The sequence below is a fragment of the Cellulomonas hominis genome, from assembly GCF_901521055.1.
In the GTDB taxonomy this organism is placed as follows: domain Bacteria; phylum Actinomycetota; class Actinomycetes; order Actinomycetales; family Cellulomonadaceae; genus Cellulomonas; species Cellulomonas endometrii.
The window spans coordinates 1-21,586 of the sequence record NZ_CABEGA010000063.1 but is presented as its reverse complement, the minus strand read 5'-3'; the positions used below and the strand labels follow the sequence as shown (position 1 = coordinate 21,586).

Below are 21,586 nucleotides of genomic sequence, written 5' to 3'. Positions count from 1 at the left end.
CCAGCGCTCGCGGAGCACCCCGGTCAGGTACGTCGGGTCCGACGCCATGGGCACGCCGTCGATCTCGGTGTAGGCGTTCATCACCGAGCGGACGCCGCCGTCGCGCACCGCCATCTCGAACGGCGGGGGGGACCCGCCCGCCCCCCCCCCCGCCCCCCCCGCGGCGGGGGGGGGGGCCGGCCCCGCCCCCCCCGCCGGCCCGCCGCCGGCGGCTCGTCGTCGCGCTGGTCGTGCTCGCCGCGGTCACCCTGGTGCTCGACCAGGCGACGAAGGCCTGGGCCCTGCAGGCGCTGGACGAGGGCGTGCGCCGGCAGGTCGTCGGTGACCTGCTCGGCCTCCAGCTGCTCTTCAACCCCGGCGCGGCCCTGGGGATCGCGACCGGCACCACGTGGCTGCTCACGCTGGTCGCCATCACGGTCGTCGTGGTGATCGTCCGCGTGTCGCGGCGGCTGGGGTCCCGCGGCTGGACCGTCGCGCTCGGGCTGCTGCTCGGCGGCGCGCTCGGCAACCTCACCGACCGGATGATCCGCGAGCCCGGGGTCGCCCGCGGGCACGTCGTCGACTTCATCGCCTACGGGGACCTGTTCGTGGGCAACGTCGCGGACATCGCGATCGTGGCCGCGGCGGGTCTGCTCATGGTGCTGTCCCTGCTCGGCGTCCGGCTCGACGGGACGCGTGAGCCCCGCCGCTCGGACGCGCCCGACACCCCCGCGGCCGAGACCCCCGCGGTCGCCGCGGCCGCCGACGAGACGCGGGGGACCGATGGCTGACGTCCGCACCCTGCCCGTCCCTGACGCGCTCGCCGGCGAGCGCGTCGACGCGGCGCTGTCCCGGATGCTCGGGCTGTCCCGCACGCGTGCGGCCGAGCTCGCCGAGGGCGGGTTCGTGCGCGTCGACGGCGTCGCGGTGGGCAAGTCCGCGCGGCTGCCGGGCGACGCGTGGCTCGAGGTCGAGATGCCGTCGCCCGAGACGGCCTCCCGCGCCGTGGCGTCCGAGGAGGACGTCCCGGCCCTGCGGGTGGCGTACGACGACGACGACCTGGTGGTCGTGGACAAGCCCGTGGGCGTCGCGGCACACCCGTCGCCGGGCTGGACCGGACCCACGGTGATCGGCGTCCTCGCGGCGCGGGGGTACCGGATCTCGACGTCCGGGGCCGCCGAGCGGCAGGGCGTCGTGCACCGCCTCGACGTCGGCACGTCGGGCCTCATGGTCGTCGCGAAGAGCGAGCACGCCTACACGGTGCTGAAGCGCGCGTTCAAGGAGCGCACGGTCGACAAGGTCTACCACGCGCTCGCCCAGGGCCACCCGGAGCCGACGACCGGGACAATCGACGCGCCCATCGGCCGGCACCCCGGGCAGGACTGGAAGTTCGCGGTCACGGCCGACGGCAAGCCGTCGGTGACCCACTACGAGGTCCTCGAGATGCTGCCCGCCGCCTCCCTCACGGAGGTGCACCTCGAGACGGGCCGGACGCACCAGATCCGCGTGCACTTCGCGGCGTTGCGCCACCCCCTCGTCGGGGACCTGACGTACGGCGCGGACCCGGCGCTCGCGCAGCGCGTCGGGCTCACCCGGCAGTGGCTGCACGCGATGCGGCTCGGGTTCGCGCACCCGGCGGACGGCCGGCACCTCGAGGTCACGAGCGAGTACCCGGAGGACCTGGCGCGGGCGCTCGAGACGCTGCGCGACGGGTACCGCTGAGCCGCCGGGCGTGACGTCCGTCGCGTCGGCGGGCGCCGCGCGCGGGGCGTGACGGGGGTGTCGGAGGCGGCACCTAGGATGGCGGGCATGGCATCTGGCACGCGCAAGGACTCCGACTTCGTCCACCTGCACGTGCACTCCGAGTACTCGATGCTCGACGGTGCGGCGCGGGTCGGGGAGATGCTGGCGGAGGCCCAGCGGCTCGGCCAGTCGGCCATGGCGATCACCGACCACGGCTACCTGTTCGGCGCGTTCGACTTCTACTCGCAGGCCCGCAAGCTCGGCATCAAGCCGATCATCGGGGTCGAGGCGTACGTCACGCCGGGCACCAGCCGCTTCGACCAGACGCGCGTCCGGTGGGGCGAGGCGCACCAGGCCGCCGACGACGTGTCGGCCCGCGGTGCGTACACGCACCTCACCCTGCTGTCCCGGACCACCGAGGGCATGCACAACCTGTTCCGGCTCGGCTCGCTGGCGTCGCTCGACGGCCAGATGGGCAAGTGGCCGCGCATGGACCGCGAGCTGCTGGAGACGTACAGCGAGGGCCTGATCGCGACGTCCGGCTGCCCGTCGGGCGAGGTCCAGACCCGGCTGCGGCTCGGCCACTACGACGAGGCCGTGCGCGCCGCCGGCGAGCTGCAGGACGTGTTCGGCAAGGAGAACTTCTTCGTCGAGGTCATGGACCACGGCCTGGAGATCGAGCGCCGCACGGTCAAGGACCTGCTGCGCCTGGCCGAGACGATCGGCGCGCCGCTGGTCGCCACGAACGACCTGCACTACACGCGCAAGGAGGACGCGCACGCGCACGAGGTGCTCCTCGCCGTGCAGTCCGGCTCCACCCTGGACGAGCCGACCTACGACCAGGGCGGCTCCCGGTTCGCGTTCGGCGGCGACGGCTACTACGTGAAGTCCGCGGAGGAGATGCGCCGCACCTGGGCCGAGCTGCCCGAGGCGTGCGACAACACGCTGCTCATCGCCGAGCGGTGCGAGGTCGAGTTCCCGACCGGCGCCAACTACATGCCGCGGTTCCCGGTCCCCGAGGGCGAGGACGAGAACTCCTGGTTCATCAAGGAGGTCGAGCGCGGCCTGCAGCGCCGCTACCGCGGGAACGTCCCCGACGACGTGCGCAAGCAGGCGGAGTACGAGACGGGCGTCATCGTCCAGCTCGGGTTCTCCGGCTACTTCCTCGTGGTCGCCGACTTCATCGGCTGGGCGCGCGAGCAGGGCATCCGCGTCGGACCGGGCCGTGGGTCCGCCGCCGGGTCGATGGCGTCGTACGCGATGGGCATCACCGAGCTCGACCCGCTGCAGCACGGCCTCATCTTCGAGCGGTTCCTCAACCCCGAGCGCGTGTCCTGGCCCGACGTCGACGTGGACTTCGACGAGCGCCGGCGCGGCGAGGTCATCCGGTACGTGACGGAGAAGTACGGCGACGACCGCGTCGCGCAGATCGTCACCTACGGCACCATCAAGGCGAAGCAGGCCCTCAAGGACTCCTCTCGCGTGCTCGGCATGCCGTTCGCGATGGGGGAGAAGCTCACCAAGGCGATGCCGCCCGCCGTCATGGGCAAGGACATCCCGCTGTCCGGCATGTACGACCCCGAGCACCCGCGCTACGCGGAGGCGGAGGAGTTCCGGCAGGTCGTGCAGGCGGACCCGGAGGCGCAGCGCGTCCTGGAGACCGCCCGCGGCCTGGAGAACCTCAAGCGCCAGTGGGGCGTGCACGCCGCCGGCGTCATCATGTCCAGCGAGCCGCTGATCGACATCATCCCGATCATGAAGCGCCCGCAGGACGGCGCGATCATCACGCAGTTCGACTACCCGACGTCCGAGGGCCTCGGCCTGATCAAGATGGACTTCCTCGGGCTGCGGAACCTCACGATCCTCGACGACGCGCTGCGCAACATCACCGCGAACGGCAAGGACGCCATCGAGCTGGAGGACATCCCGCTCGACGACAAGGCCACCTACGAGCTGCTCGGCCGGGGCGACACCCTCGGCGTGTTCCAGCTCGACGGCGGCCCGATGCGCGCCCTGCTGCGCCAGATGCGCCCCGACAACTTCGAGGACATCTCCGCGGTCATCGCCCTGTACCGGCCCGGGCCGATGGGCATGAACTCGCACACCAACTACGCGCTGCGCAAGAACGGGCTGCAGCCGAACACGCCGATCCACCCGGAGCTCGAGGAGCCCCTGGCGGAGGTCCTCGACGGCACCTACGGCCTCATCGTCTACCAGGAGCAGGTGCAGAAGGCCGCGCAGGTCCTCGCCGGCTACTCGCTCGGTCAGGCCGACCTGCTGCGCCGCGCGATGGGCAAGAAGAAGAAGGAGATCCTCGACAAGGAGTTCGTGCCCTTCGAGGCGGGCATGAAGGAGCGGGGGTACTCCACCGCGGCCATCAAGGCGGTGTGGGACACCCTCGTCCCGTTCGCCGGGTACGCGTTCAACAAGGCGCACTCCGCCGGGTACGGCGTCGTCTCCTACTGGACGGCGTTCCTCAAGGCGAACTACCCGACCGAGTACATGGCGGGCCTGCTCACGTCCGTCGGCGACGACAAGGACAAGTCGGCGCTGTACCTCAACGAGTGCCGCCGCATGGGCATCACCGTGCTGCCGCCGGACGTGAACTCCTCGTCCGCGCTGTTCACGGCCGTCGGCGACGACATCCGGTTCGGCCTCACCGCCGTCCGCAACGTCGGCGCCAACGTCGTCGACGCGATCGTCCGCACCCGCGAGGAGAAGGGCGACTTCACGTCGTTCACCGACTTCCTCGACAAGGTGCCGGCCGTCGTCTGCAACAAGCGGACCATCGAGTCGCTGATCAAGGCCGGGGCGTTCGACTCCCTCGGGCACGCCCGCCGGGCGCTGCTGCTGGTGCACGAGCAGGCCGTCGAGTCCGTCATCGGCGTCAAGCGCAAGGAGGCCGAGGGGCAGTTCGACCTGTTCGCCGACCTCGGGGGCGACGACGGCCCGGGCTTCTCGGTGCAGGTGCCCGACGTGCCGGACTGGGACAAGAAGCAGCGACTGCAGTTCGAGCGGGAGATGCTCGGCCTGTACGTGTCCGACCACCCCCTGTCCGGCCTGGAGCACGTGCTCTCGGCCGCGGCCGACGTCTCCATCGCGACGCTCAACGCCGACGAGGCGCGTCCCGACGGGTCGACCGTCGTGGTCGCCGGCCTGGTGACGTCCCTGCAGCGCAAGATGTCGAAGCAGGGCAACCCGTGGGCCGCCGTGACGCTGGAGGACATGGAGGGCTCGGTCGAGATCATGTTCTTCGGCGAGACCTACCTCGCCTACTCGACCGTGCTCGCCGAGGACGCCGTCATCGTGGTGCGCGGACGGGTGCGCCGGCGCGACGACGCGATGCAGCTGCAGGCGATGGAGGTGTCCCTGCCGGACCTGTCGGCCGTCGCGGACGCGCCCGTCGTCGTGACGCTGTCCGAGGCCCGGTGCATCCCGCCGGTCGTCGAGCGGCTGCGCGAGGTCATCTCCACGCACCCCGGCATCACGGAGCTGCACCTGCGCGTGACCCGGCCCGGCGGCCGGACGACCGTGCTGCGCGCCGGGGAGGCGCTGCGCGTCGAGCGGTCGCCGTCGCTGTACGGGGACCTCAAGGCGCTGCTCGGGCCGGGCTGCCTGCAGTCCGCGCAGACGCCCGTCGGGGTCTGACGGCCGGCTCGGACCGGGTCGGCCGACGCCGTCCGGGTCAGCCGACGCCGTCCTGGTCAGCCGACCTGGGCGGCGTTCGAGCCCCGGGGGTCGGCGACCTCGACGACGTCGCCGCGGTGCAGCTGCCGGCCGCGGCGGGCCTCCGGCTCGCCGTTGACGGTCACCTCGCCCTCCTCCAGGAGGGTGCGGGCGTCCGCGCCCGAGTCGGCCAGGCCGGCGAGCTTGAGGAACTGGCCGAGGCGGATGGTGTCGTCGGAGATCGGCACGATGGTCACCGGTCCATCCTGCCAGCGCGCGCGACGGGTGCGTCGCGCGGCGGGCCGCGGCAGGCGGGTGCCGGCCGGCGGGCTGGGGCCGCAGGGCGGGGCGGCCCCGCCCTGCGGGCACGCCTAGACTCGGGCAGGTGATCTCCCGCATCGACCTGCGTGGTCGCAGCCTGTCCCGCCGTGAGCTGCTCGAGGTGCTGCCCCGGCCCGAGCTCGACGTCGAGTCCGCCACCGCGGCCGTCGAGCCGATCCTCGCCGACGTCCGCGCCCGCGGCGCCGCGGCGCTCCGGGACCTCGCCGAGCGCTTCGACGGGGTCCGGCCCACCCACCTGCGGGTGCCGGCCGACGCCATCGCCGCGGCCGTGGACGTGCTCGACCCGGCCGTGCGCGCCGCGCTGGAGGAGACGATCCGGCGGGTGCGGACCGTGCACGCCGCGCAGCGCCCCGCGGAGCACACCGTGCAGGTCGCCCCGGGCGCGCAGGTGCGGCAGCGGTGGATCCCGGTGCGGCGGGTCGGGCTGTACGTGCCCGGCGGCCTCGCGGTCTACCCGTCGTCGGTGATCATGAACGTCGTCGCAGCGCAGGAGGCCGGTGTCGGCTCGCTCGTCGTGACGTCCCCGCCGCAGAAGGACGCCGGCGGCCTGCCCGACGCCGTCGTGCTCGCGACGTGCGCGCTGCTGGGCGTCGACGAGGTGTACGCCGTCGGCGGCGCGCAGGCCGTCGGGATGCTGGCGTACGGCGCGGCGGGCTCCGACGACGTCGACGGGGTGACGCTGTGCGAGCCGGTCGACGTCATCACCGGCCCCGGCAACGTCTACGTCGCCGCGGCGAAGCGCCTGGTGCGCGGAACGGTCGGCATCGACGCGGAGGCCGGCCCGACGGAGATCGCCGTGCTGGCGGACGGCACCGCGGACGCCGACCACGTCGCCGCCGACCTCGTGTCGCAGGCCGAGCACGACCCGCTGGCCGCCTCGGTGCTGGTCACCACGTCGATCGAGCTGGCGGGCGCCGTCGAGTCGAAGCTCGTGCACCGCGTGCAGAGCACCCGGCACGCCGCCCGCGTCGCCCAGGCGCTGTCCGGGCCGCAGTCGGCGATCGTCCTGGTGGACGACCTGGACGCCGGGCTGGACGTCGTCAACGCGTACGGGGCGGAGCACCTGGAGATCCAGACCGCCGACGCCGCAGCGGTCGCGGAGCGGGTGACCAGCGCGGGCGCGATCTTCGTCGGCGCGTACTCGCCGGTGTCGCTCGGGGACTACATGGCCGGGTCGAACCACGTGCTGCCCACCGGCGGGTGCGCGCACTTCTCGTCGGGCCTCGGCGTGCACTCGTTCGTGCGGGCCGTGCAGGTCGTGGAGTACGACGCGGACGCCCTGCGGGAGGTCGCCGGGCGGATCGTCGCGCTGGCGGACGCCGAGGGCCTGCCCGCGCACGGCGAGGCGGTCCGCGCGCGGTTCTGACCCGCCTCGCCCCGGGCGGTCAGCCCACGCCGAGCACGAACGGCAGCACCGCCGCGGCCCCGGCCTGCCGGAGCAGCCGCGCCGCCACGGTGAGCGTCCACCCGGAGTCGGTCCGGTCGTCGACCAGCACGACCGCGCGGCCGGGCAGCCCCTGCGCGGCGGCCGGGCTGAGGTCGAGCTCGAGGCGCCGGGCGACCGCGGCCAGCCGGTGCGCGGAGTTGACGTCGTGCCGGGTCGGCGGGCTGTCCGGGCGGGGGGCCACGGCCCCGACGAGCGGGACGCCGAGGTGCCGCGCGACGCCCTCGGCGAGGTGCTGCACGAGCGCCGGCCGGGTGCTCGACCGGACCAGCACGACGCCCTCGGGCCGCTGCTCGGGCTGCCAGGCGTCCAGGGTCGCCAGCACCGGGTCGCGCAGCGCCACGGGCAGGCCGGCCTCGGGGTCCGGCTCGCCGCCGAACAGGTCGCGCAGCAGGCCGCCCCAGCCGACGGAGTCCAGCCGCGCGACCGCGCGCCCGGGCTCGGCACCCTCTGCCGCGGCGATCCGGCCCTTGAGGTCCACGCCGAGCGTCGCCATGCCCGAGGGCCACTGCCGCCGCGGGTCGACGGGGACGCCGGCGGCCGTCAGCAGCGCCTGGGCCCCGGCGACGTGCTCGGCGTCGGGGACGGTCCCGACGGTCGCGCCGGTGCACCGGTCGCACCGTCCGCACCGCCAGCCCGCGCCCTCGGGCCCCGCCAGCTCGGGGTCGTCCAGCGCGCGACGCAGGTGCGCCATCCGGCAGCCCTCGGTCGTGACGTAGTCGACCATCGACTGCTGCTCGGCGCGGCGGGTCGCGGTGACCCGGTCGTAGCGCTCGGCGTCGTACGACCACGGCTGCCCGGTCGACTCCCAGCCGCCGCGGACCCGGCGCACCGCGCCGTCGACGTCCAGGACCTTGAGCATCTGCTCCAGCCGGGACCGGCGCAGCGAGACGTGGGTCTCGAGCGCGGCGGTGGACAGCGTGCCGCTCTCGCCGAGCGCGCGCAGCGCCGCCCGGACGTCCTGCTCCGGCGGGAACGCCGTGGAGGCGAACCACTCCCAGATCGCGCGGTCCTCCCGCCCGGGCAGCAGCACGGCGGTCGCGCGGCCGCCGGAAGCCTCCGCGGCGCGGCCCGCGCGGCCGACCTGCTGGTAGTACGCGATCGGGGAGGAGGGCGCGCCCACGTGCACCACGAACCCGAGGTCCGGCTTGTCGAAGCCCATGCCGAGCGCGGACGTCGCGACGAGGGCCTTCACCCGGTTCGCGAGCAGGTCGGCCTCGGCGACCTCGCGCTCGGCCGGGTCGGTCTGGCCGGTGTACGAGCGGACGTCGAGCCCCGCGGCCCGCAGGTGCTCGGTGACCTGCTGCGCCGCGGCGATCGTGAGGCAGTACACGATGCCGGAGCCCTCGAACGCGGGCAGGTTCTGCGCGAGCCAGGCGAGCTGCGCCGCGGTGTCGGGCAGCCGCGCCACGGACAGGTCCAGGCTCGACCGGTCCAGCGGGCCGCGGAGCACGAGCACGTCGTCCCGCACCGCCGTGCCGAGCTGCTCGGCGACGTCCGCCGTGACGCGGGCGTTCGCGGTCGCCGTGGTGGCGAGGACGGGGATCCCGTCGGGCAGCTCCGCGAGCAGGGTGCGGATCCGGCGGTAGTCGGGCCGGAAGTCGTGGCCCCAGTCGGAGATGCAGTGCGCCTCGTCGATGACGACCAGGCCGGCGTCGGCCGCGAGCCGGGGCAGGACCTCGTCGCGGAACGCGGGGTGCGTGAGGCGCTCCGGGGAGACGAGCAGCACGTCGATCTCGCCCGCCGCGATCCGGGCGTGCACCTCGTCCCACTCGGTGACGTTGGCGGAGTTCAGGGTGGCGGCGCGCACGCCGGCGCGCTGCGCGGAGGCGACCTGGTTGCGCATGAGCGCGAGCAGCGGCGACACCAGCACGGTCGGGCCGGCTCCACGGGCGCGCAGCAGGGCCGTCGCGACGAAGTACACCGCCGACTTGCCCCACCCGGTGCGCTGCACGACGAGCGCGCGCCGGTGCCCGGTGACCAGCGCGTCGATCGCCCGCCACTGGTCGTCGCGCAGCCGGGCGTCCTCCCGGCCGACGAGGCGGCGCAGGACGGCCTCGGCCTCGTCGCGCAGGTCGGATCCGGTCACGGGGTGCTGCTGCGTCTCGGTCATCGCCACCGACCCTAGCCACGGCCCCCGACACGTGTGCGCCCGGAGCGACGGCCTGTGGACGCCGCACCGGCGCGTCCCGGGCACGCGGATACGATCGCCGGGTGACCGCCCCCGACCTCGCACCCGAGCCCGGCGCCACGGGCGTGCTCCCGGTGCTGCCGGTGCGCCCGGAGCTCGCGGGCAGCGCGCCGTACGGCGCCCCGCAGCTGGCCGTGCCGCACCTGCTCAACGTCAACGAGAACCCGTACCCGCCGTCGCCGCAGGTGGTGGCGGACATCGCCGCCGCCGTGGCCGAGGCCGCCGCGGGGCTCAACCGCTACCCCGACCGCGAGTTCCTCGCGCTGCGGGGGGACCTCGCGGACTACCTGGCGGTCGAGTCGGGCGTCCGCGTGGCGCCGGAGCAGGTGTGGGCGGCCAACGGGTCGAACGAGGTGATGCTGCACCTGCTGCAGGCGTTCGGCGGCCCCGGTCGCACCGCGGTCTCGTTCGCGCCGACGTACTCGATGTACCCGGAGTACGCCCGGGACACGCACACCCGCTGGGTGACGGGCCGGCGCACCGACACGTTCGACGTCGACCCGGCCGAGGCCCGCGCGCTCGTCGCGCGCGAGGAGCCGTCCGTCGTGCTGCTCACCAGCCCGAACAACCCGACCGGCACCGCGCTGGCGCTCGACACGGTCCGCGCGGTGCTCGACGCCGCGGCCCGGGTGCCGGGCGGCTGCGTCGTGGTGGTCGACGAGGCCTACGCGGAGTTCCGGCGCGAGGGGGTGCCGTCGGCGCTCACGCTGCTGGCCGAGCACCCGCACCTCGCCGTCAGCCGCACGATGTCCAAGGCGTTCGGGCTCGCCGGCGCCCGCGTCGGCTACCTGGCGGCGTCCCGGGAGCTCGTCGACGCCCTGCGCGTGGTGCGGCTCCCGTACCACCTGTCCGCGGTGACGCAGGCGGTCGCCCGCGCCGCGCTCCGGCACGCCCCCGAGCTGATGGCCCAGGTCGGGTCGCTGCGCGCCGAGCGCGACCAGCTCGTGCTCGACCTGCGCGACCGAGGCATCCGGGTCGCGGAGTCGGACGCGAACTTCGTGCTCTTCCAGGTGCACGAGGACCGGCACCAGGTGTGGCAGGCGCTGCTCGACCGCGGCGTCCTGATCCGCGAGGTGGGTCCGGAAGGATGGCTCCGGGTGTCGGTCGGCACCCCGGAGGAGACCGCGGCGTTCACCGCCGCGCTGTGGGAGGTGCTGGGACTGTGAGCACGACGACCGGCGGGCGGACCGCGAGGATCGAGCGGACCACGAGCGAGTCGAGCGTGGTCGTCGAGGTCGACCTCGACGGCACGGGGCGCACGGACATCAGCACCACGGTGCCGTTCTACGACCACATGCTCACCGCCCTGGGCAAGCACTCCCTCATCGACCTGACGGTGCGGGCCACGGGCGACACGCACATCGACGCGCACCACACCGTCGAGGACGTCGCGATCTGCCTCGGCGAGGCGCTGAAGCAGGCGCTGGGCGACAAGCGGGGCATCGCCCGGTTCGGCGACGCGACCGTGCCGCTGGACGAGGCGCTCGCGCAGGCCGTCGTGGACGTGTCGGGGCGTCCGTACCTGGTGCACTCCGGCGAGCCCGCGGGCCAGGAGCACCACCTCATCGGCGGCCACTTCACCGGCTCGCTGACCCGGCACGTGCTCGAGTCCATCGCCCACCACGCCGCGTTCGGCATGCACGTGCGCGTGCTCGCCGGCCGGGACCCGCACCACGTCGTGGAGGCGCAGTTCAAGGCGCTGGCCCGTGCGCTGCGCGCGGCGGTGGCGCTCGACCCGCGGGTCGACGGCATCCCGAGCACCAAGGGCGCGCTGTGACCGCCGGCGGCGCGGACCTGCCGGACCTGCCCGACGACCTCGGCTTCGAGATCCCGGACGACCTGTCCGGGCTGGACGCCGCCTCCGCGGAGCCCGACGAGCCGGTGGTCGCCCTCGTGGTGACCCAGGTCGCCGGGGCGCGCCCGCTCGCCGCGGCGTGCTCGATCGCCGGCGTCGACGTGGACGCGGTGCCGTCGCCGGTCGGTGCGCTCGCCGTGCTGCGGGACACCGCCGACGCCGCCCGCACGGCCGAGGCCGCCGGCGCGATCTCGAAGATGCTCGGGCAGTCGCCGGTCGTCCTGCTGGACCGCCGCAGCGGCCGGATCTCCGCGAGCCGCTGGATCGGCGGCGAGCGGGACGACGACCTGCCGCCGGGGCTCGTGCTGTCGGGTGCGCCGGAGGTGCTGGAGGACCTGCTGGTCGGTGCGACCCCGGTCTCCGAGGTCGACGGCGTCGAGACGAGCGTCGGCATGTCGCGGTGGGCCGCGATGCGCGCGCTCTCGGCGGGCCGGCGGCAGAAGGACTGACACCGCCGGGCCGGTCCGAGGGCACCCCGGCCGGTCCGCGCACCGGACGCGGGCGGCCGGCCGCGGCCGATCCGACTACCCTGTGGTGGTGCCCAGCCAGCCTCGTGTCGTCGTCCTCGACTACGGATTCGGGAACGTCCGCTCGGCCGTGCGCGCCCTCGAACGGGTCGGCGCCCAGGTCGAGCTCACGTCCGACGCGAAGCACGCCGCCGACGCGGACGGGCTCGTCGTCCCGGGCGTCGGTGCGTTCGCCGCGGTGATGTCCGGCCTCCGCGGGGTCCGCGGCGACCAGATCGTCGACCGGCGCCTCGCCGGCGGGCGCCCCGTGCTCGGCATCTGCGTCGGCATGCAGGTCATGTTCGACGACGGCGACGAGCACGGCGTGCGGACCGACGGCCTGGGGGAGTGGCCCGGTACCGTCGACCGGCTCGAGGCCGACGTCGTGCCCCACATGGGGTGGTCGACCGTCGACGCCCCCGAGGGCAGCCGGCTGTTCGCGGGCATCGAGGACGAGCGGTTCTACTTCGTGCACTCCTACGCCGCCCGCAGCTTCCCGCTGGCCGGCACGGCGGACCCCGGGCGGATGGCGCCGCCGCTCGTGACGTGGTCCGACCACGGCGGGCGGTTCGTCGCCGCCGTCGAGAACGGGCCGCTGTCCGCGACGCAGTTCCACCCCGAGAAGTCCGGGGACGCGGGCGCCCAGCTGCTGAAGAACTGGGTCGACTCGCTCGACTGAGCGCCCGGCCCGTCACCACCGTCCCGCACCCCGGGGCACCGAACCCGCACGACCGCACCGCCGGGCGCGCACGCCCCCGAACGAGGAGTCCCATGTCCGACCGTCTGCAGCTCCTGCCCGCCGTCGACGTCGCCGACGGCCAGGCCGTCCGGCTCGTCCAGGGCGAGGCCGGCTCGGAGACCTCCTACGGCGACCCGCTCGCCGCCGCGCTCGACTGGCACGCCGGCGGCGCCGAGTGGATCCACCTGGTCGACCTCGACGCCGCCTTCGGCCGCGGGTCGAACGCCGACCTGCTGGCCGACGTGACGCAGGTGCTCGCGGGCAAGGGCGTGAAGGTCGAGCTGTCGGGCGGCATCCGCGACGACGCGTCGCTGGAGCGCGCGCTCGGCACCGGCGCGACCCGGGTCAACCTCGGGACTGCCGCCCTGGAGGACCCGGAGTGGACCGCCGACGCGATCTCCCGGCACGGCGACGCGATCGCCGTCGGACTCGACGTCCGCGGGACGACGCTCGCGGCCCGCGGCTGGACCCGCGAGGGCGGTGACCTGTGGGAGGTGCTGGCCCGGCTCGACGCCGCGGGCTGCTCCCGGTACGTCGTCACCGACGTCACCAAGGACGGCACCCTGCGCGGCCCGAACGTCGACCTGCTCCGCGAGGTCTGCTCCCGCACCGACGCGCCGGTCGTGGCGTCCGGCGGCATCTCGTCGCTGGACGACCTGCGGGCCCTGCGCGCGCTCGTGACCGAGGGCGTCGAGGGCGCGATCGTCGGCAAGGCCCTGTACGCCCGGGCGTTCACCCTGCCCGAGGCGCTGGACGTCGCCGGGCGCCCGTGACCGGCAGGGAGCTGCCGCCGACGTCGGCGTTCGCCGGCGACGACGGCAGCGCCGACCCCCGGGTGGTCGCGGCGCTCGACGCCGTCGCCGCCGGGACCGGGACCGCAGCGGGCGTCGTCGAGGCGCTCGCCGGCACCCGGGTGCTCGTCCCGGTGCTGGCGGAGCTCGAGGCGTCGGAGACCGTCGAGGTCGCCGGGCACGCGCACACCGTCGACAAGGAGGCGTCCGCGGGCATCGTCGCCCTGCAGGCGCCCGACGGCCGCACCGCGCTGCCCGTCTTCTCGTCCGTGGCGGCGATGGCGGCGTGGCGCACCGACGCCCGGCCCGTGCCGACCGAGATCGCCCGCGCGGCGCTGTCCGCGGTCGACGAGGGCTGGGAGCTCCTCGTGCTCGACGCGGGCGGCCCGACGACGGTGCTCGTCCCGCGGCCCGCGGTGTGGGCGCTCGCGCAGCAGCAGCCCTGGCGACCGGCCGTCGTCGACGACGGCACGGGGCCGGCGGTCGACCCGGAGGTGCGGGACGCGGTCCGCTCGGCCGTGCTCGCCGCGGTCGGGCCGGTACCCGCGGGGGCGGCCCGGCGCTCGCTGTTCCGGCGTCCCGCCGCCGCGCCCCTGCCACCCCCGTCGCCCGTGGTCGACGTCGACGCCGTGCCCGGGAGCCGCGCGGAGGTCGCCGTCGTGCTGACGCTCGTGCCGGGCCTGGACCGCACGGCGCTCGACGCGGTGCTGGCACGCGTGGGGGAGGCGCTCGCCGCTCAGGAGACGGTCGCGCAGCGCGTGGACTCGCTCGAGGTCCGGCTGCGCTGAGGCGGTCGGGCGGGCCGCCTCACCGGCGCCGGCGGCGCAGCGCCCAGGACAGCGCGAGCACCGACACGGCGCCGACGATCTGCCCGCCGAGGATCACCCGGTTCAGGTCGAGCGCCGGCTGCCAGCGCACGCCGTCCGCGGCGATGACGTAGACCCCGAGCGGCTTCACGCGGGCCGCGAACGCGCCGGCGTCGGCCTGTGCACCGCCCCGCCCGGAGGGTCGGGCGCCGCCGAGCCCGTGGCCGGGCCGGCCGTGCCACAGCCCGCGCGCGGCGCCCTCCGGCGATCCCGCCGGTGCGCCGGAGCCCCCGTCGCCCGCCTGCTCCGGCAGGTCGTCCGCCGGGACCTCCGCCGCAGGCGCGGTTGGTTCGGGTGCGCCCCCGGGACCCGCCGCACCGCCGCGGGCGCCCCGGCGCAGCCCGAGCCGCGCGTCACCGTGCGCGTCGGCGGCGGCGTGCCCGCCCATCACCTTCGCCACCGGCACCACCAAGGTGCCCTCGTGCTCGTACGGCTCCCCGAACACGCGGCGCACGGACAGCAGGTCGTCCGCGGCACGCGTCAGCGCGGACAGGTCGAGGCGGGAGTCGTCCGGCATGGTGGTCCTCCGATGCGCAGGTGCGTCCCTCCACCGTGGCACGAGGCCCCCGGCCGCACCAGGGGTCGCGTGCCGGCGGCTCCGGGTCCCGGGCTCAGCCCTCGCAGGAGGTGGTGGCCGTGAACGAGGCCTCGTCCGCCAGCAGCTGGCGCAGGGTGCTGACGGGGACGACGAAGCTCTGGCCGGTCGAGTTCTTCGCGTACACCACGCCGACCACCCGGCCCTCGGCGTCGAGCACCGCGGAGCCGGAGCTGCCCGGCTCGACCTCGGCGTTGGTCACGAGCACCTGCCCCAGGTTCTCGTTCAGCGGGTCGGTCGTCGCACCGATGACCTGCCCGCTCGTCACGGTCAGGGCGCCGCCCTCCGGGTAGCCGACCACCGTGACCTCGTCGCCCGGGTCGGGGTCGGCGTCCGCGAGGCCCGGCGCGGTCGGCAGGGGGTCGGCGGTGCGCACCACGGCCAGGTCGGCGAGCGCCGCGGTGGACGACGCCGTGACCGCGACGTCCCGGCCGTCGTACGTCGACAGCTGCAGGTCCGCCGAGTCGGCCACCACGTGCCGGTTCGTGATCAGGGTCGACTCGTCGATCGCGAAGCCCGACCCCGTCGACAGGGAGTTGCAGCCGACGTTCCGGATCCGCACGGCCATCCGCTGCGCCGCGTCGAAGCCGTCGGGGGACAGGTTGCCGGAGGACGACGGGGTGGCGACGGGGACGCTCGACGGCACGAGGTCGGTCGGCGCGGGGCCCGGCATCGGGGGCAGGACGCCGCAGCCCGCCAGGAGCAGCACGACGACCACGCCGCCGCTGCGGGTGGTGCGGGCGGTGCGGCTCACCCGGTGGCCCCGGCCGCGAGCTGGCGCTGGAGCTCGGTGTTCGCCTCGGTGGCGACGGCGCAGACGCCCTGCACGTCGCCCTTGAACCGCGCGAGGTCCGCCGGGTCGTAGGCCGCGGCGTCCTCGAGGTAGGTGATCAGCTGGTTCTGCGCCTCGATGCACGTCGACAGCGCGGAGGCGACGTTGGCCGCCGCCTGCGAGACCCGCTGCTGGTAGTCGACGAGCTGCCGCTGGACCTCCCGGTCGTCGCCGACCTGGGCCTTCTCGTCGGCGAGCTCGGTGATCCGGGTCTGGGCCGTCGCGAGCTGGTCGTTCACGGCGGCGAGCTCCCCGACCGTGCCCTCGTGCTCGGTGCGGAGCGTCGCCAGCTCGGTCCCGATGGTCCGCGCCTGGTCCTCGACGTCCTGCGCGTACTCCTCGTACCGGACCGTGCGGACCCACAGGTACGCGGACAGGGCCGTGACGAGCACCAGCAGGACCGACAGGACCACCACGGCCCAGGGGCGGCGCCGACGCGGCGGTGCGGGTGCGACGTGCGCGTGGTCGTGCGCGGGGCGGGCGGGGTCGGCGGGACGGACGCCCTCGGCGTCGTCGTCGGGGTGCACCGCGGTGGAGCCGGGGGCGGTGCCGGGACCCGGCCACGACGAGGACCCGGTCGGCCGCGGCGGGCCGGTCGGGTCGAGCGGCCCGGTGGCAGACGTCACGGCACCACCATACGGTCGCCCGCCGACGACGTGCCCAAGATCACCGCGGGCCGGACGGCGCGCCCGGCACAATCCGGTCGTCGGGGGCGGGCGGGGCAGGACAGAATCCTCGGGTGTCCCTCGCCCCCTACGCCCGCCTGCTGCGCCTGCCCGGTGTCCTGCCCCTGGTCCTCGTCGCCTTCGTCGCCCGCGTCCCGCACGCGATGACCGGGGTGGTGCTCACCCTGCACGTGGTGGGCCCGCTCGGCCTCGGGTACGCCCGCGCCGGCCTGGTCGCCGCGGCGATGACCGTCGGCGTGGCGATCGGGTCCCCGTGGCGCGGCCGCCGGGTGGACCGGCTCGGGCTGCGCCGGGCGCTGCTGCCCTCGGTGGTCATCGAGTCGGCGGTGTGGCTGATCGCGCCGCGGCTCGGGTACGAGGCGCTGCTGGTCGCGGCCGTCGTCGCGGGCGTGTTCCTGGTGCCGGTGTTCTCCGTGGTGCGGCAGTCGCTCGCGGTGCTGGTGCCGCCGGAGCAGCAGCGCACCGCCTACGCGCTGGACTCGGTGGGCACCGAGATGACCTTCATGCTGGCGCCGACCGTCGGGGTGCTCGTCGCGACCCAGGTGTCCACGACCGCCGCGCTGACGCTCGTCGGCGTCGCCACGGTGGGCGCCGGGCTGCTGCTCATGTGGTTCAACCCGCCGACGCGGTCCGCGCAGACGGGTGCGGCGCCCGCGCCCGCCGGTCGCCCCGGCCGCCTGCTCACCCCCGGCCTGCTCGTGGTCCTGGCCGCCGCGTCCGCCGCCGCTCTGATCCTCAACGGGACGGACGTCGGCATCGTCGCGGCGCTCGAGGGCTGGGGGCAGGAGCCCGCGGTCGGCTGGATGATCGCGCTGTGGTGCGTCGGCTCCGTCGTCGGCGGGCTCGTCTACGGCGCCCAGAAGCGCGAGCTGCACCCGCTGGCGCTGGTGGCCCTGCTCGGCGCGGCCACCCTGCCGGCGGCGCTCGCCCAGACGCAGGCCCAGCTGGCGGTCGCCGTCGTCATCGCGGGCCTCCCGTGCGCCGCCGCGCTGTCGGCGATCAACGCGTCGCTCGTCCGCATGGTCCCCGAGCACCGGCGCGGCGAGGTGATGGGCTGGAGCGGGACCGCCAACACGGTGGGGGCCGCGCTCGGCGCGCCGGTCGTCGGCGCGGTGATCGACTCGTTCGGCCCGTGGTCCGGGTTCGCGGCGGCGGGCGGCGTCGGGCTCGTGCTGTCGGTGCTGGGGCTCGTGGTGCTGGCGGCGGTGCGTCGCCGCTCGCGGGGCGTCGCGCCCGCGCCCGGCGCCGAGCGTGCCGGGACCGCGCCGGAGGGCGTCGTCCCGACGCCGGCACCGGCGGGAGCGGACGACGTGCCGGCCCGCCCGCTCCCGCAGGACGCGCCGACCGCCGGCTGACGCGGACTTCTCCCCGCAGCCGGCAGTCAGCAGCCGCCAGCCGCCGAGATGGCACCGCCGGCCTGCGGGTTCGGCGCCCGGCGCAGGCGAGCGCTGCCACCTCGGCGCCGGGCGCCGCCCGCGACGCGGGTCAGGACACGTAGCCCGTGAACTTCTCGCCGGGTCCCTCGCCCGGGGCGTCCGGGAACGGGCTCGCCTCGCGGAACGCGAGCTGCAGCGACCGCAGGCCGTCGCGCAGGGAGCGGGCGTGCTGGTTGCCGATGTCGGGGGCCGAGGCCGTGACCAGCGCGGCCAGGGCGGTGATCAGCTTGCGGGCCTCGTCGAGGTCCAGGTAGTCGCTGCCCGCGGTGTCGTCGGTGTCGGGGGACAGGCCGCACTTGACGGCGGCGGCGCTCATCAGGTGCACGGCGGCGGTCGTGATGACCTCGACCGCGGCGACGTCGGCGATGTCGCGGGTGGCGGTCGAGGGGTCGGGGGTCTCGCTCATGCGGGCGATCCTCTCATCGCCGGGGCGGCGACCGCGGCACGACGACGCCCGCCGCCCGGGACTGCTCCCGGACGGCGGGCGTCGTGCTGCAGGGCGCTGTCGCCCGGGTCAGGCGACCGGGGTGCTCGCGGTCGCGGGCTCGCCGGTCTCCTGCGGGGCGGTGCCGGCCAGCGCGGCGGCGAGCGCCGCACCGAGCCCGGCGTCCACGTTCGTCCAGTACTGGATCGCCCGCGCGCGGATGACGTCGCTCTTCACGCCGCCGACGTGGCCGGTGATGGTCTCGAGGAACCGGGCGCGGGCCGCGTCGTCGAACACCTCGCGGTACAGCGTGCCGGCCTGGCCCCAGTCGTCGTCCTCCGGGTGCAGGGTCGCGGCGGAGCGCACCATCTCGCCGTCCGACTCCCAGCCGCCGGACTCGGCCGCGCGGGCCGGGTCGGCCGCCGGGCCGCCGATGGAGTTCGGCGCGTAGACCGGGACGTCGGGCGCGTTGAACGAGTACCGCGCGGCGCCGTCCTTGGAGTACGAGTGCACCTCGGACCGCGGCGCGTTGACCGGCAGCTGCTGGTGGTTCGTGCCGACGCGGTACCGGTGGGCGTCCGCGTAGGAGAAGATCCGCGCGAGCAGCATCTTGTCCGGGCTGGTCGCGATGCCCGGGACGAAGTTGCTCGGCGCGAACGTCGCCTGCTCGATCTGCGCGAAGTAGTTCTCCGGGTTGCGGTTCAGCTCCATGACGCCGACCTCGATGAGCGGGTAGTCCGCGTGCGGCCACACCTTCGTCAGGTCGAACGGGTTGAACCGGTAGGTCTTCGCGTCCTCGTACGGCATGACCTGGACCGACAGCGTCCAGCGCGGGAAGTCGCCGTCGGCGATGTGCTCGAACAGGTCGCGGATGTGGTGGTCCGCGTCCGACCCGGCCAGCTGCGCCGCCTCGTCCGCCGTCAGGTTGTCGATGCCCTGCTGCGTCGTGAAGTGGTACTTCACCCAGAACCGCTCGCCGGCCGCGTTGATCCACTGGTAGGTGTGCGAGCCGAAGCCGTCCATCGTCCGCCACGAGCGCGGCAGGCCACGGTCGCCCATCAGCCAGGTGACCTGGTGCGCCGACTCGGGGGACAGCGTCCAGAAGTCCCACTGCATGTCGTTGTCGCGCAGGTTGGAGCCGGGCAGGCGCTTCTGCGAGCGGATGAAGTCGGGGAACTTGATGCCGTCGCGCAGGAAGAACACCGGGGTGTTGTTGCCGACCAGGTCGTAGTTGCCCTCGGACGTGTAGAACTTCAGCGCGAAGCCGCGGGGGTCCCGCCACGTGTCGGGGGAGCCGTGCTCACCGGCGACGGACGAGAAGCGCGCGAGCATCTCGGTCTCGACACCCGGCTGGAACAGCGCCGCGCGGGTGTACCGGCTGACGTCGCCCGTGGTGGTGAAGGTGCCGAAGGCGCCGCCGCCCTTGGCGTGCACGACGCGCTCGGGCACGCGCTCGCGGTTGAACTGCGCCAGCTTCTCCACCAGGTAGTGGTCGTGCAGGACGATCGGGCCGTCGGCGCCGACCGACAGCGAGTGCGCGTCGGAGGCGACCGGGGCGCCGGAGTTGCTGGTGGTGGGGTGGACCTGAGTCACACGTGTCCTTCCGGGTCGGCGGCACGCCGTGCGAGGGCGTGCCGGGGACCGGTGGGGCGGGGTCGCCCGACCGGCGGTGGTGGGTGGTGCGAGAGGTGGTCGGTGGGTGGTGCCGGTGCGGGGTCAGCCCGCCGCGCGGCAGTCGGGGCACAGGCCCCAGAACGTGACCTCGGCGGTCTCGACCGTGAAGCCCGAGGTGGAGCTCGGCGTGAGGCAGGGCGCCTCGCCGACGGCGCAGTCGACGTCGCCGACCGCCCCGCACTGCCGGCAGACGATGTGGTGGTGGTTGTCGCCGACGCGCCGCTCGTACCGGGCGGGGTGCCCGGCGGGCTCGATGCGGCGCAGGATCCGGGCGTCGGTCAGGGCGTGCAGCACGTCGTACACCGCCTGGACGGAGACCGTCGGCAGGGCGGTGCGGGCGTGCCGGAGGACGGCGTCCGCGTCGGCGTGGGGCAGCGCCTCCACGGCCTCGAGGACCGCGAGGCGGGGCGCCGTCACGCGGAGCCCGCGCTCCCGGAGGACGTCGGCGGGCGACGCAGGCGCTCGCGGCGCCGGCGGCGTCCCCGGTGCGTGCTGGTCGAGTGTCACGAGCACCACCTTGGCACGCTTTCTGGAATGGTTCAAGGAGGTATCTGACGACGTGTCACGTCGGGCTGCGCCCGCGACGGAGCCCGCGACGGACCGGACGCGGGCTCTGGTACAGTTGTCTGCGACTGGCCTGGGTCGGACTGTGTCCTCGCACTCGCGGGACGCCGGACGATCCAGGTGCACAAGTGGAGCTGATCCCACCTGAGTCCCGCCCGACCGGTTCGCCGGCGACAGGGTCCAGGTCCCGGTCCAGGCCGTGCGCCCCTCGCGGGGAGCCCGGCCCGACGGCGTACCGCCTCGCGTGGCGCGCCGTGGATCCGATCGGCCCCCGCCTGTGCCCAGGTCCGGGGGCCGTCCTCGTTCCTGGCGGTCGTCACGACGACTTCGAGGAGCACCACATCAGCGAGCCCCGCATCAACGATCGGATCCGCGTCGCCGAGGTCCGCCTGGTCGGCCCGAACGGCGAGCAGGTCGGCATCGTCCGCGTGGAGGACGCACTGCGCCTGGCCCAGGACGCCGACCTCGACCTGGTCGAGGTCGCCCCGGACGCCCGTCCGCCCGTCTGCAAGATCATGGACTACGGCAAGTTCAAGTACGAAGCAGACATGAAGGCCCGCGAGGCCCGGCGCAACCAGAGCAACACGGTTCTCAAGGAGATCCGGTTCCGGCTCAAGATCGACCCGCACGACTACGGCACCAAGAAGGGCCACGTCGAGCGGTTCCTCGCCGCGGGCGACAAGGTCAAGGTCATGATCATGTTCCGTGGCCGTGAGCAGTCGCGCCCCGAGATGGGCGTGCGCCTGCTGCAGCGGCTGGCGGCCGACGTCGCCGAGCTCGGCTTCATCGAGAGCATGCCGAAGCAGGACGGCCGCAACATGATCATGGTGCTCGGCCCGGTGAAGAAGAAGGCCGAGCAGAAGATCGAGCAGCGCAAGGCCCGCGCCCAGCGCGAGCCGCTGCCGCAGGCCGCCGAGGACGAGGCCGTGCAGGACGAGGCGCCGCAGACCGCGGCCCCCGCCGCTGCGCCGGCCGCTGCCCCGGCACCGGCTGCTGCCCCGGCACCGGCTGCTGCTCCGGCTCCCGAGCCGGCCGCCGCGCCGGAGCCCGACGCCGAGCCCGCTGCTCCGGCCCCTGCCGCCGCGCCCGCGCCCGCCGCGGCCCCGCGTCCGGCTGCGGCGCCGAAGCCCGCCGAGGTGGACGTGGCCGGCGCGACCGCCCCCGTGCGCGCGTTCGCCCGGGCGCGGCGCCGCCTGCCCGGCACGCGGACCGCCCTGTGGGGCGCCGGGGTCTACGGGCTGTCGGCCGCCGGG

Annotated in this window: 20 protein-coding genes and 1 pseudogene; 12 read left to right on the top strand and 9 right to left on the bottom strand. The window is 75.1% G+C overall.

Annotated elements, in window-relative coordinates; translation table 11 throughout:
- Positions 1–126: pseudogene (locus tag KJP73_RS15920) on the bottom strand (glycoside hydrolase family 3 N-terminal domain-containing protein); the annotation flags it as partial.
- A 104-nt stretch (positions 127–230) separates the two neighbouring features.
- Here KJP73_RS15920 and KJP73_RS15915 point away from each other — a divergent pair.
- The 3 genes from KJP73_RS15915 (at position 231) to dnaE (ending at position 5,370) form a co-directional block, all read left to right on the top strand.
- A complete protein-coding gene (locus tag KJP73_RS15915) occupies positions 231–770 on the top strand; it encodes a signal peptidase II (protein ID WP_349628335.1) in 540 nt (179 codons plus the stop codon).
- Entirely contained in the window at positions 763–1,701 is a 939-nt protein-coding gene (locus KJP73_RS15910; RefSeq protein WP_213283852.1) for an RluA family pseudouridine synthase, read from the top strand. Before KJP73_RS15915 ends, KJP73_RS15910 begins: the two co-directional genes overlap by 8 nt.
- Before the next feature lie 87 nt (positions 1,702–1,788).
- Entirely contained in the window at positions 1,789–5,370 is a 3,582-nt protein-coding gene (gene dnaE, locus KJP73_RS15905) for a DNA polymerase III subunit alpha (RefSeq protein ID WP_213283851.1), read from the top strand.
- Between the two features lie 56 nt (positions 5,371–5,426).
- On the opposite strand, the gene KJP73_RS15900 is transcribed toward dnaE, so the two are convergent.
- On the bottom strand, positions 5,427–5,645 hold the full coding sequence (locus tag KJP73_RS15900; protein ID WP_213283850.1) for an RNA-binding S4 domain-containing protein: 219 nt from the start codon (positions 5,643–5,645) through the stop codon (positions 5,427–5,429).
- A 128-nt stretch (positions 5,646–5,773) separates the two neighbouring features.
- On the opposite strand from KJP73_RS15900, the gene hisD reads away from it, so the two are divergent.
- Positions 5,774–7,096 carry a histidinol dehydrogenase gene (gene hisD, locus KJP73_RS15895; protein WP_213283849.1) on the top strand — a complete coding sequence of 441 codons (1,323 nt, stop codon included), beginning with the start codon at positions 5,774–5,776 and terminating at the stop codon, positions 7,094–7,096.
- A gap of 19 nt (positions 7,097–7,115) precedes the next feature.
- Here hisD and KJP73_RS15890 read toward each other — a convergent pair whose 3' ends face one another.
- On the bottom strand, positions 7,116–9,287 hold the full coding sequence (locus KJP73_RS15890) for a RecQ family ATP-dependent DNA helicase (RefSeq protein WP_213283848.1): 2,172 nt from the start codon (positions 9,285–9,287) through the stop codon (positions 7,116–7,118).
- 101 nt (positions 9,288–9,388) lie between these two features.
- Between KJP73_RS15890 and KJP73_RS15885 the strand changes: the two genes are divergently transcribed.
- From KJP73_RS15885 to KJP73_RS15860, 6 genes are all read left to right on the top strand, one after another.
- Complete coding sequence (locus tag KJP73_RS15885; RefSeq protein WP_249669453.1) at positions 9,389–10,531, top strand: histidinol-phosphate transaminase; 1,143 nt, start codon at positions 9,389–9,391, stop codon at positions 10,529–10,531.
- Positions 10,528–11,142, top strand: coding sequence for an imidazoleglycerol-phosphate dehydratase HisB (gene hisB / locus KJP73_RS15880; RefSeq protein WP_213283847.1), 615 nt, complete (start codon positions 10,528–10,530; stop codon positions 11,140–11,142). The genes KJP73_RS15885 and hisB overlap by 4 nt, the downstream gene beginning before the upstream one ends.
- The gene (locus tag KJP73_RS15875) at positions 11,139–11,669 is read left to right on the top strand and encodes a hypothetical protein (RefSeq protein ID WP_249669452.1); all 531 of its coding nucleotides are present in this window, start codon (positions 11,139–11,141) and stop codon (positions 11,667–11,669) included. The genes hisB and KJP73_RS15875 overlap by 4 nt, the downstream gene beginning before the upstream one ends.
- 88 nt (positions 11,670–11,757) lie before the next feature.
- Positions 11,758–12,405, top strand: coding sequence for an imidazole glycerol phosphate synthase subunit HisH (gene hisH, locus KJP73_RS15870; protein WP_213283846.1), 648 nt, complete (start codon positions 11,758–11,760; stop codon positions 12,403–12,405).
- Between the two features lie 92 nt (positions 12,406–12,497).
- On the top strand, positions 12,498–13,238 hold the full coding sequence (priA, locus tag KJP73_RS15865; protein ID WP_213283845.1) for a bifunctional 1-(5-phosphoribosyl)-5-((5-phosphoribosylamino)methylideneamino)imidazole-4-carboxamide isomerase/phosphoribosylanthranilate isomerase PriA: 741 nt from the start codon (positions 12,498–12,500) through the stop codon (positions 13,236–13,238).
- The gene (locus KJP73_RS15860) at positions 13,235–14,044 is read left to right on the top strand and encodes an SseB family protein (protein ID WP_213283844.1); all 810 of its coding nucleotides are present in this window, start codon (positions 13,235–13,237) and stop codon (positions 14,042–14,044) included. The genes priA and KJP73_RS15860 overlap by 4 nt, the downstream gene beginning before the upstream one ends.
- Positions 14,045–14,063: 19 nt before the next feature.
- On the opposite strand, the gene KJP73_RS15855 is transcribed toward KJP73_RS15860, so the two are convergent.
- From KJP73_RS15855 to KJP73_RS15845, 3 genes are all read right to left on the bottom strand, one after another.
- On the bottom strand, positions 14,064–14,639 hold the full coding sequence (locus KJP73_RS15855) for a hypothetical protein (RefSeq protein ID WP_213283858.1): 576 nt from the start codon (positions 14,637–14,639) through the stop codon (positions 14,064–14,066).
- Positions 14,640–14,733: 94 nt separating this feature from the next.
- Positions 14,734–15,471, bottom strand: coding sequence for a S1C family serine protease (locus tag KJP73_RS15850; protein WP_249669451.1), 738 nt, complete (start codon positions 15,469–15,471; stop codon positions 14,734–14,736).
- Positions 15,468–16,175, bottom strand: a complete 708-nt coding sequence (locus KJP73_RS15845) for a hypothetical protein (protein WP_249669450.1) — start codon at positions 16,173–16,175, stop codon at positions 15,468–15,470. Before KJP73_RS15845 ends, KJP73_RS15850 begins: the two co-directional genes overlap by 4 nt.
- A gap of 113 nt (positions 16,176–16,288) precedes the next feature.
- Here KJP73_RS15845 and KJP73_RS15840 point away from each other — a divergent pair, with 113 nt between their 5' ends.
- A complete protein-coding gene (locus KJP73_RS15840) occupies positions 16,289–17,590 on the top strand; it encodes an MFS transporter (protein WP_213283843.1) in 1,302 nt (433 codons plus the stop codon).
- Positions 17,591–17,720: 130 nt separating this feature from the next.
- Here KJP73_RS15840 and KJP73_RS15835 read toward each other — a convergent pair whose 3' ends face one another.
- From KJP73_RS15835 to KJP73_RS15825, 3 genes are all read right to left on the bottom strand, one after another.
- Positions 17,721–18,077 carry a DUF1844 domain-containing protein gene (locus tag KJP73_RS15835; protein WP_213283842.1) on the bottom strand — a complete coding sequence of 119 codons (357 nt, stop codon included), beginning with the start codon at positions 18,075–18,077 and terminating at the stop codon, positions 17,721–17,723.
- Positions 18,078–18,185: 108 nt separating this feature from the next.
- Positions 18,186–19,688: a catalase gene (locus tag KJP73_RS15830; RefSeq protein WP_213283841.1), complete on the bottom strand. Its 1,503-nt coding sequence runs from the start codon at positions 19,686–19,688 to the stop codon at positions 18,186–18,188.
- A gap of 123 nt (positions 19,689–19,811) precedes the next feature.
- A complete protein-coding gene (locus KJP73_RS15825; protein WP_249669455.1) occupies positions 19,812–20,186 on the bottom strand; it encodes a Fur family transcriptional regulator in 375 nt (124 codons plus the stop codon).
- A gap of 401 nt (positions 20,187–20,587) precedes the next feature.
- Between KJP73_RS15825 and infC the strand changes: the two genes are divergently transcribed.
- Positions 20,588–21,586: translation initiation factor IF-3 (gene infC, locus KJP73_RS19365; protein ID WP_249669449.1), on the top strand; the 999-nt coding region annotated here is incomplete at its 3' end.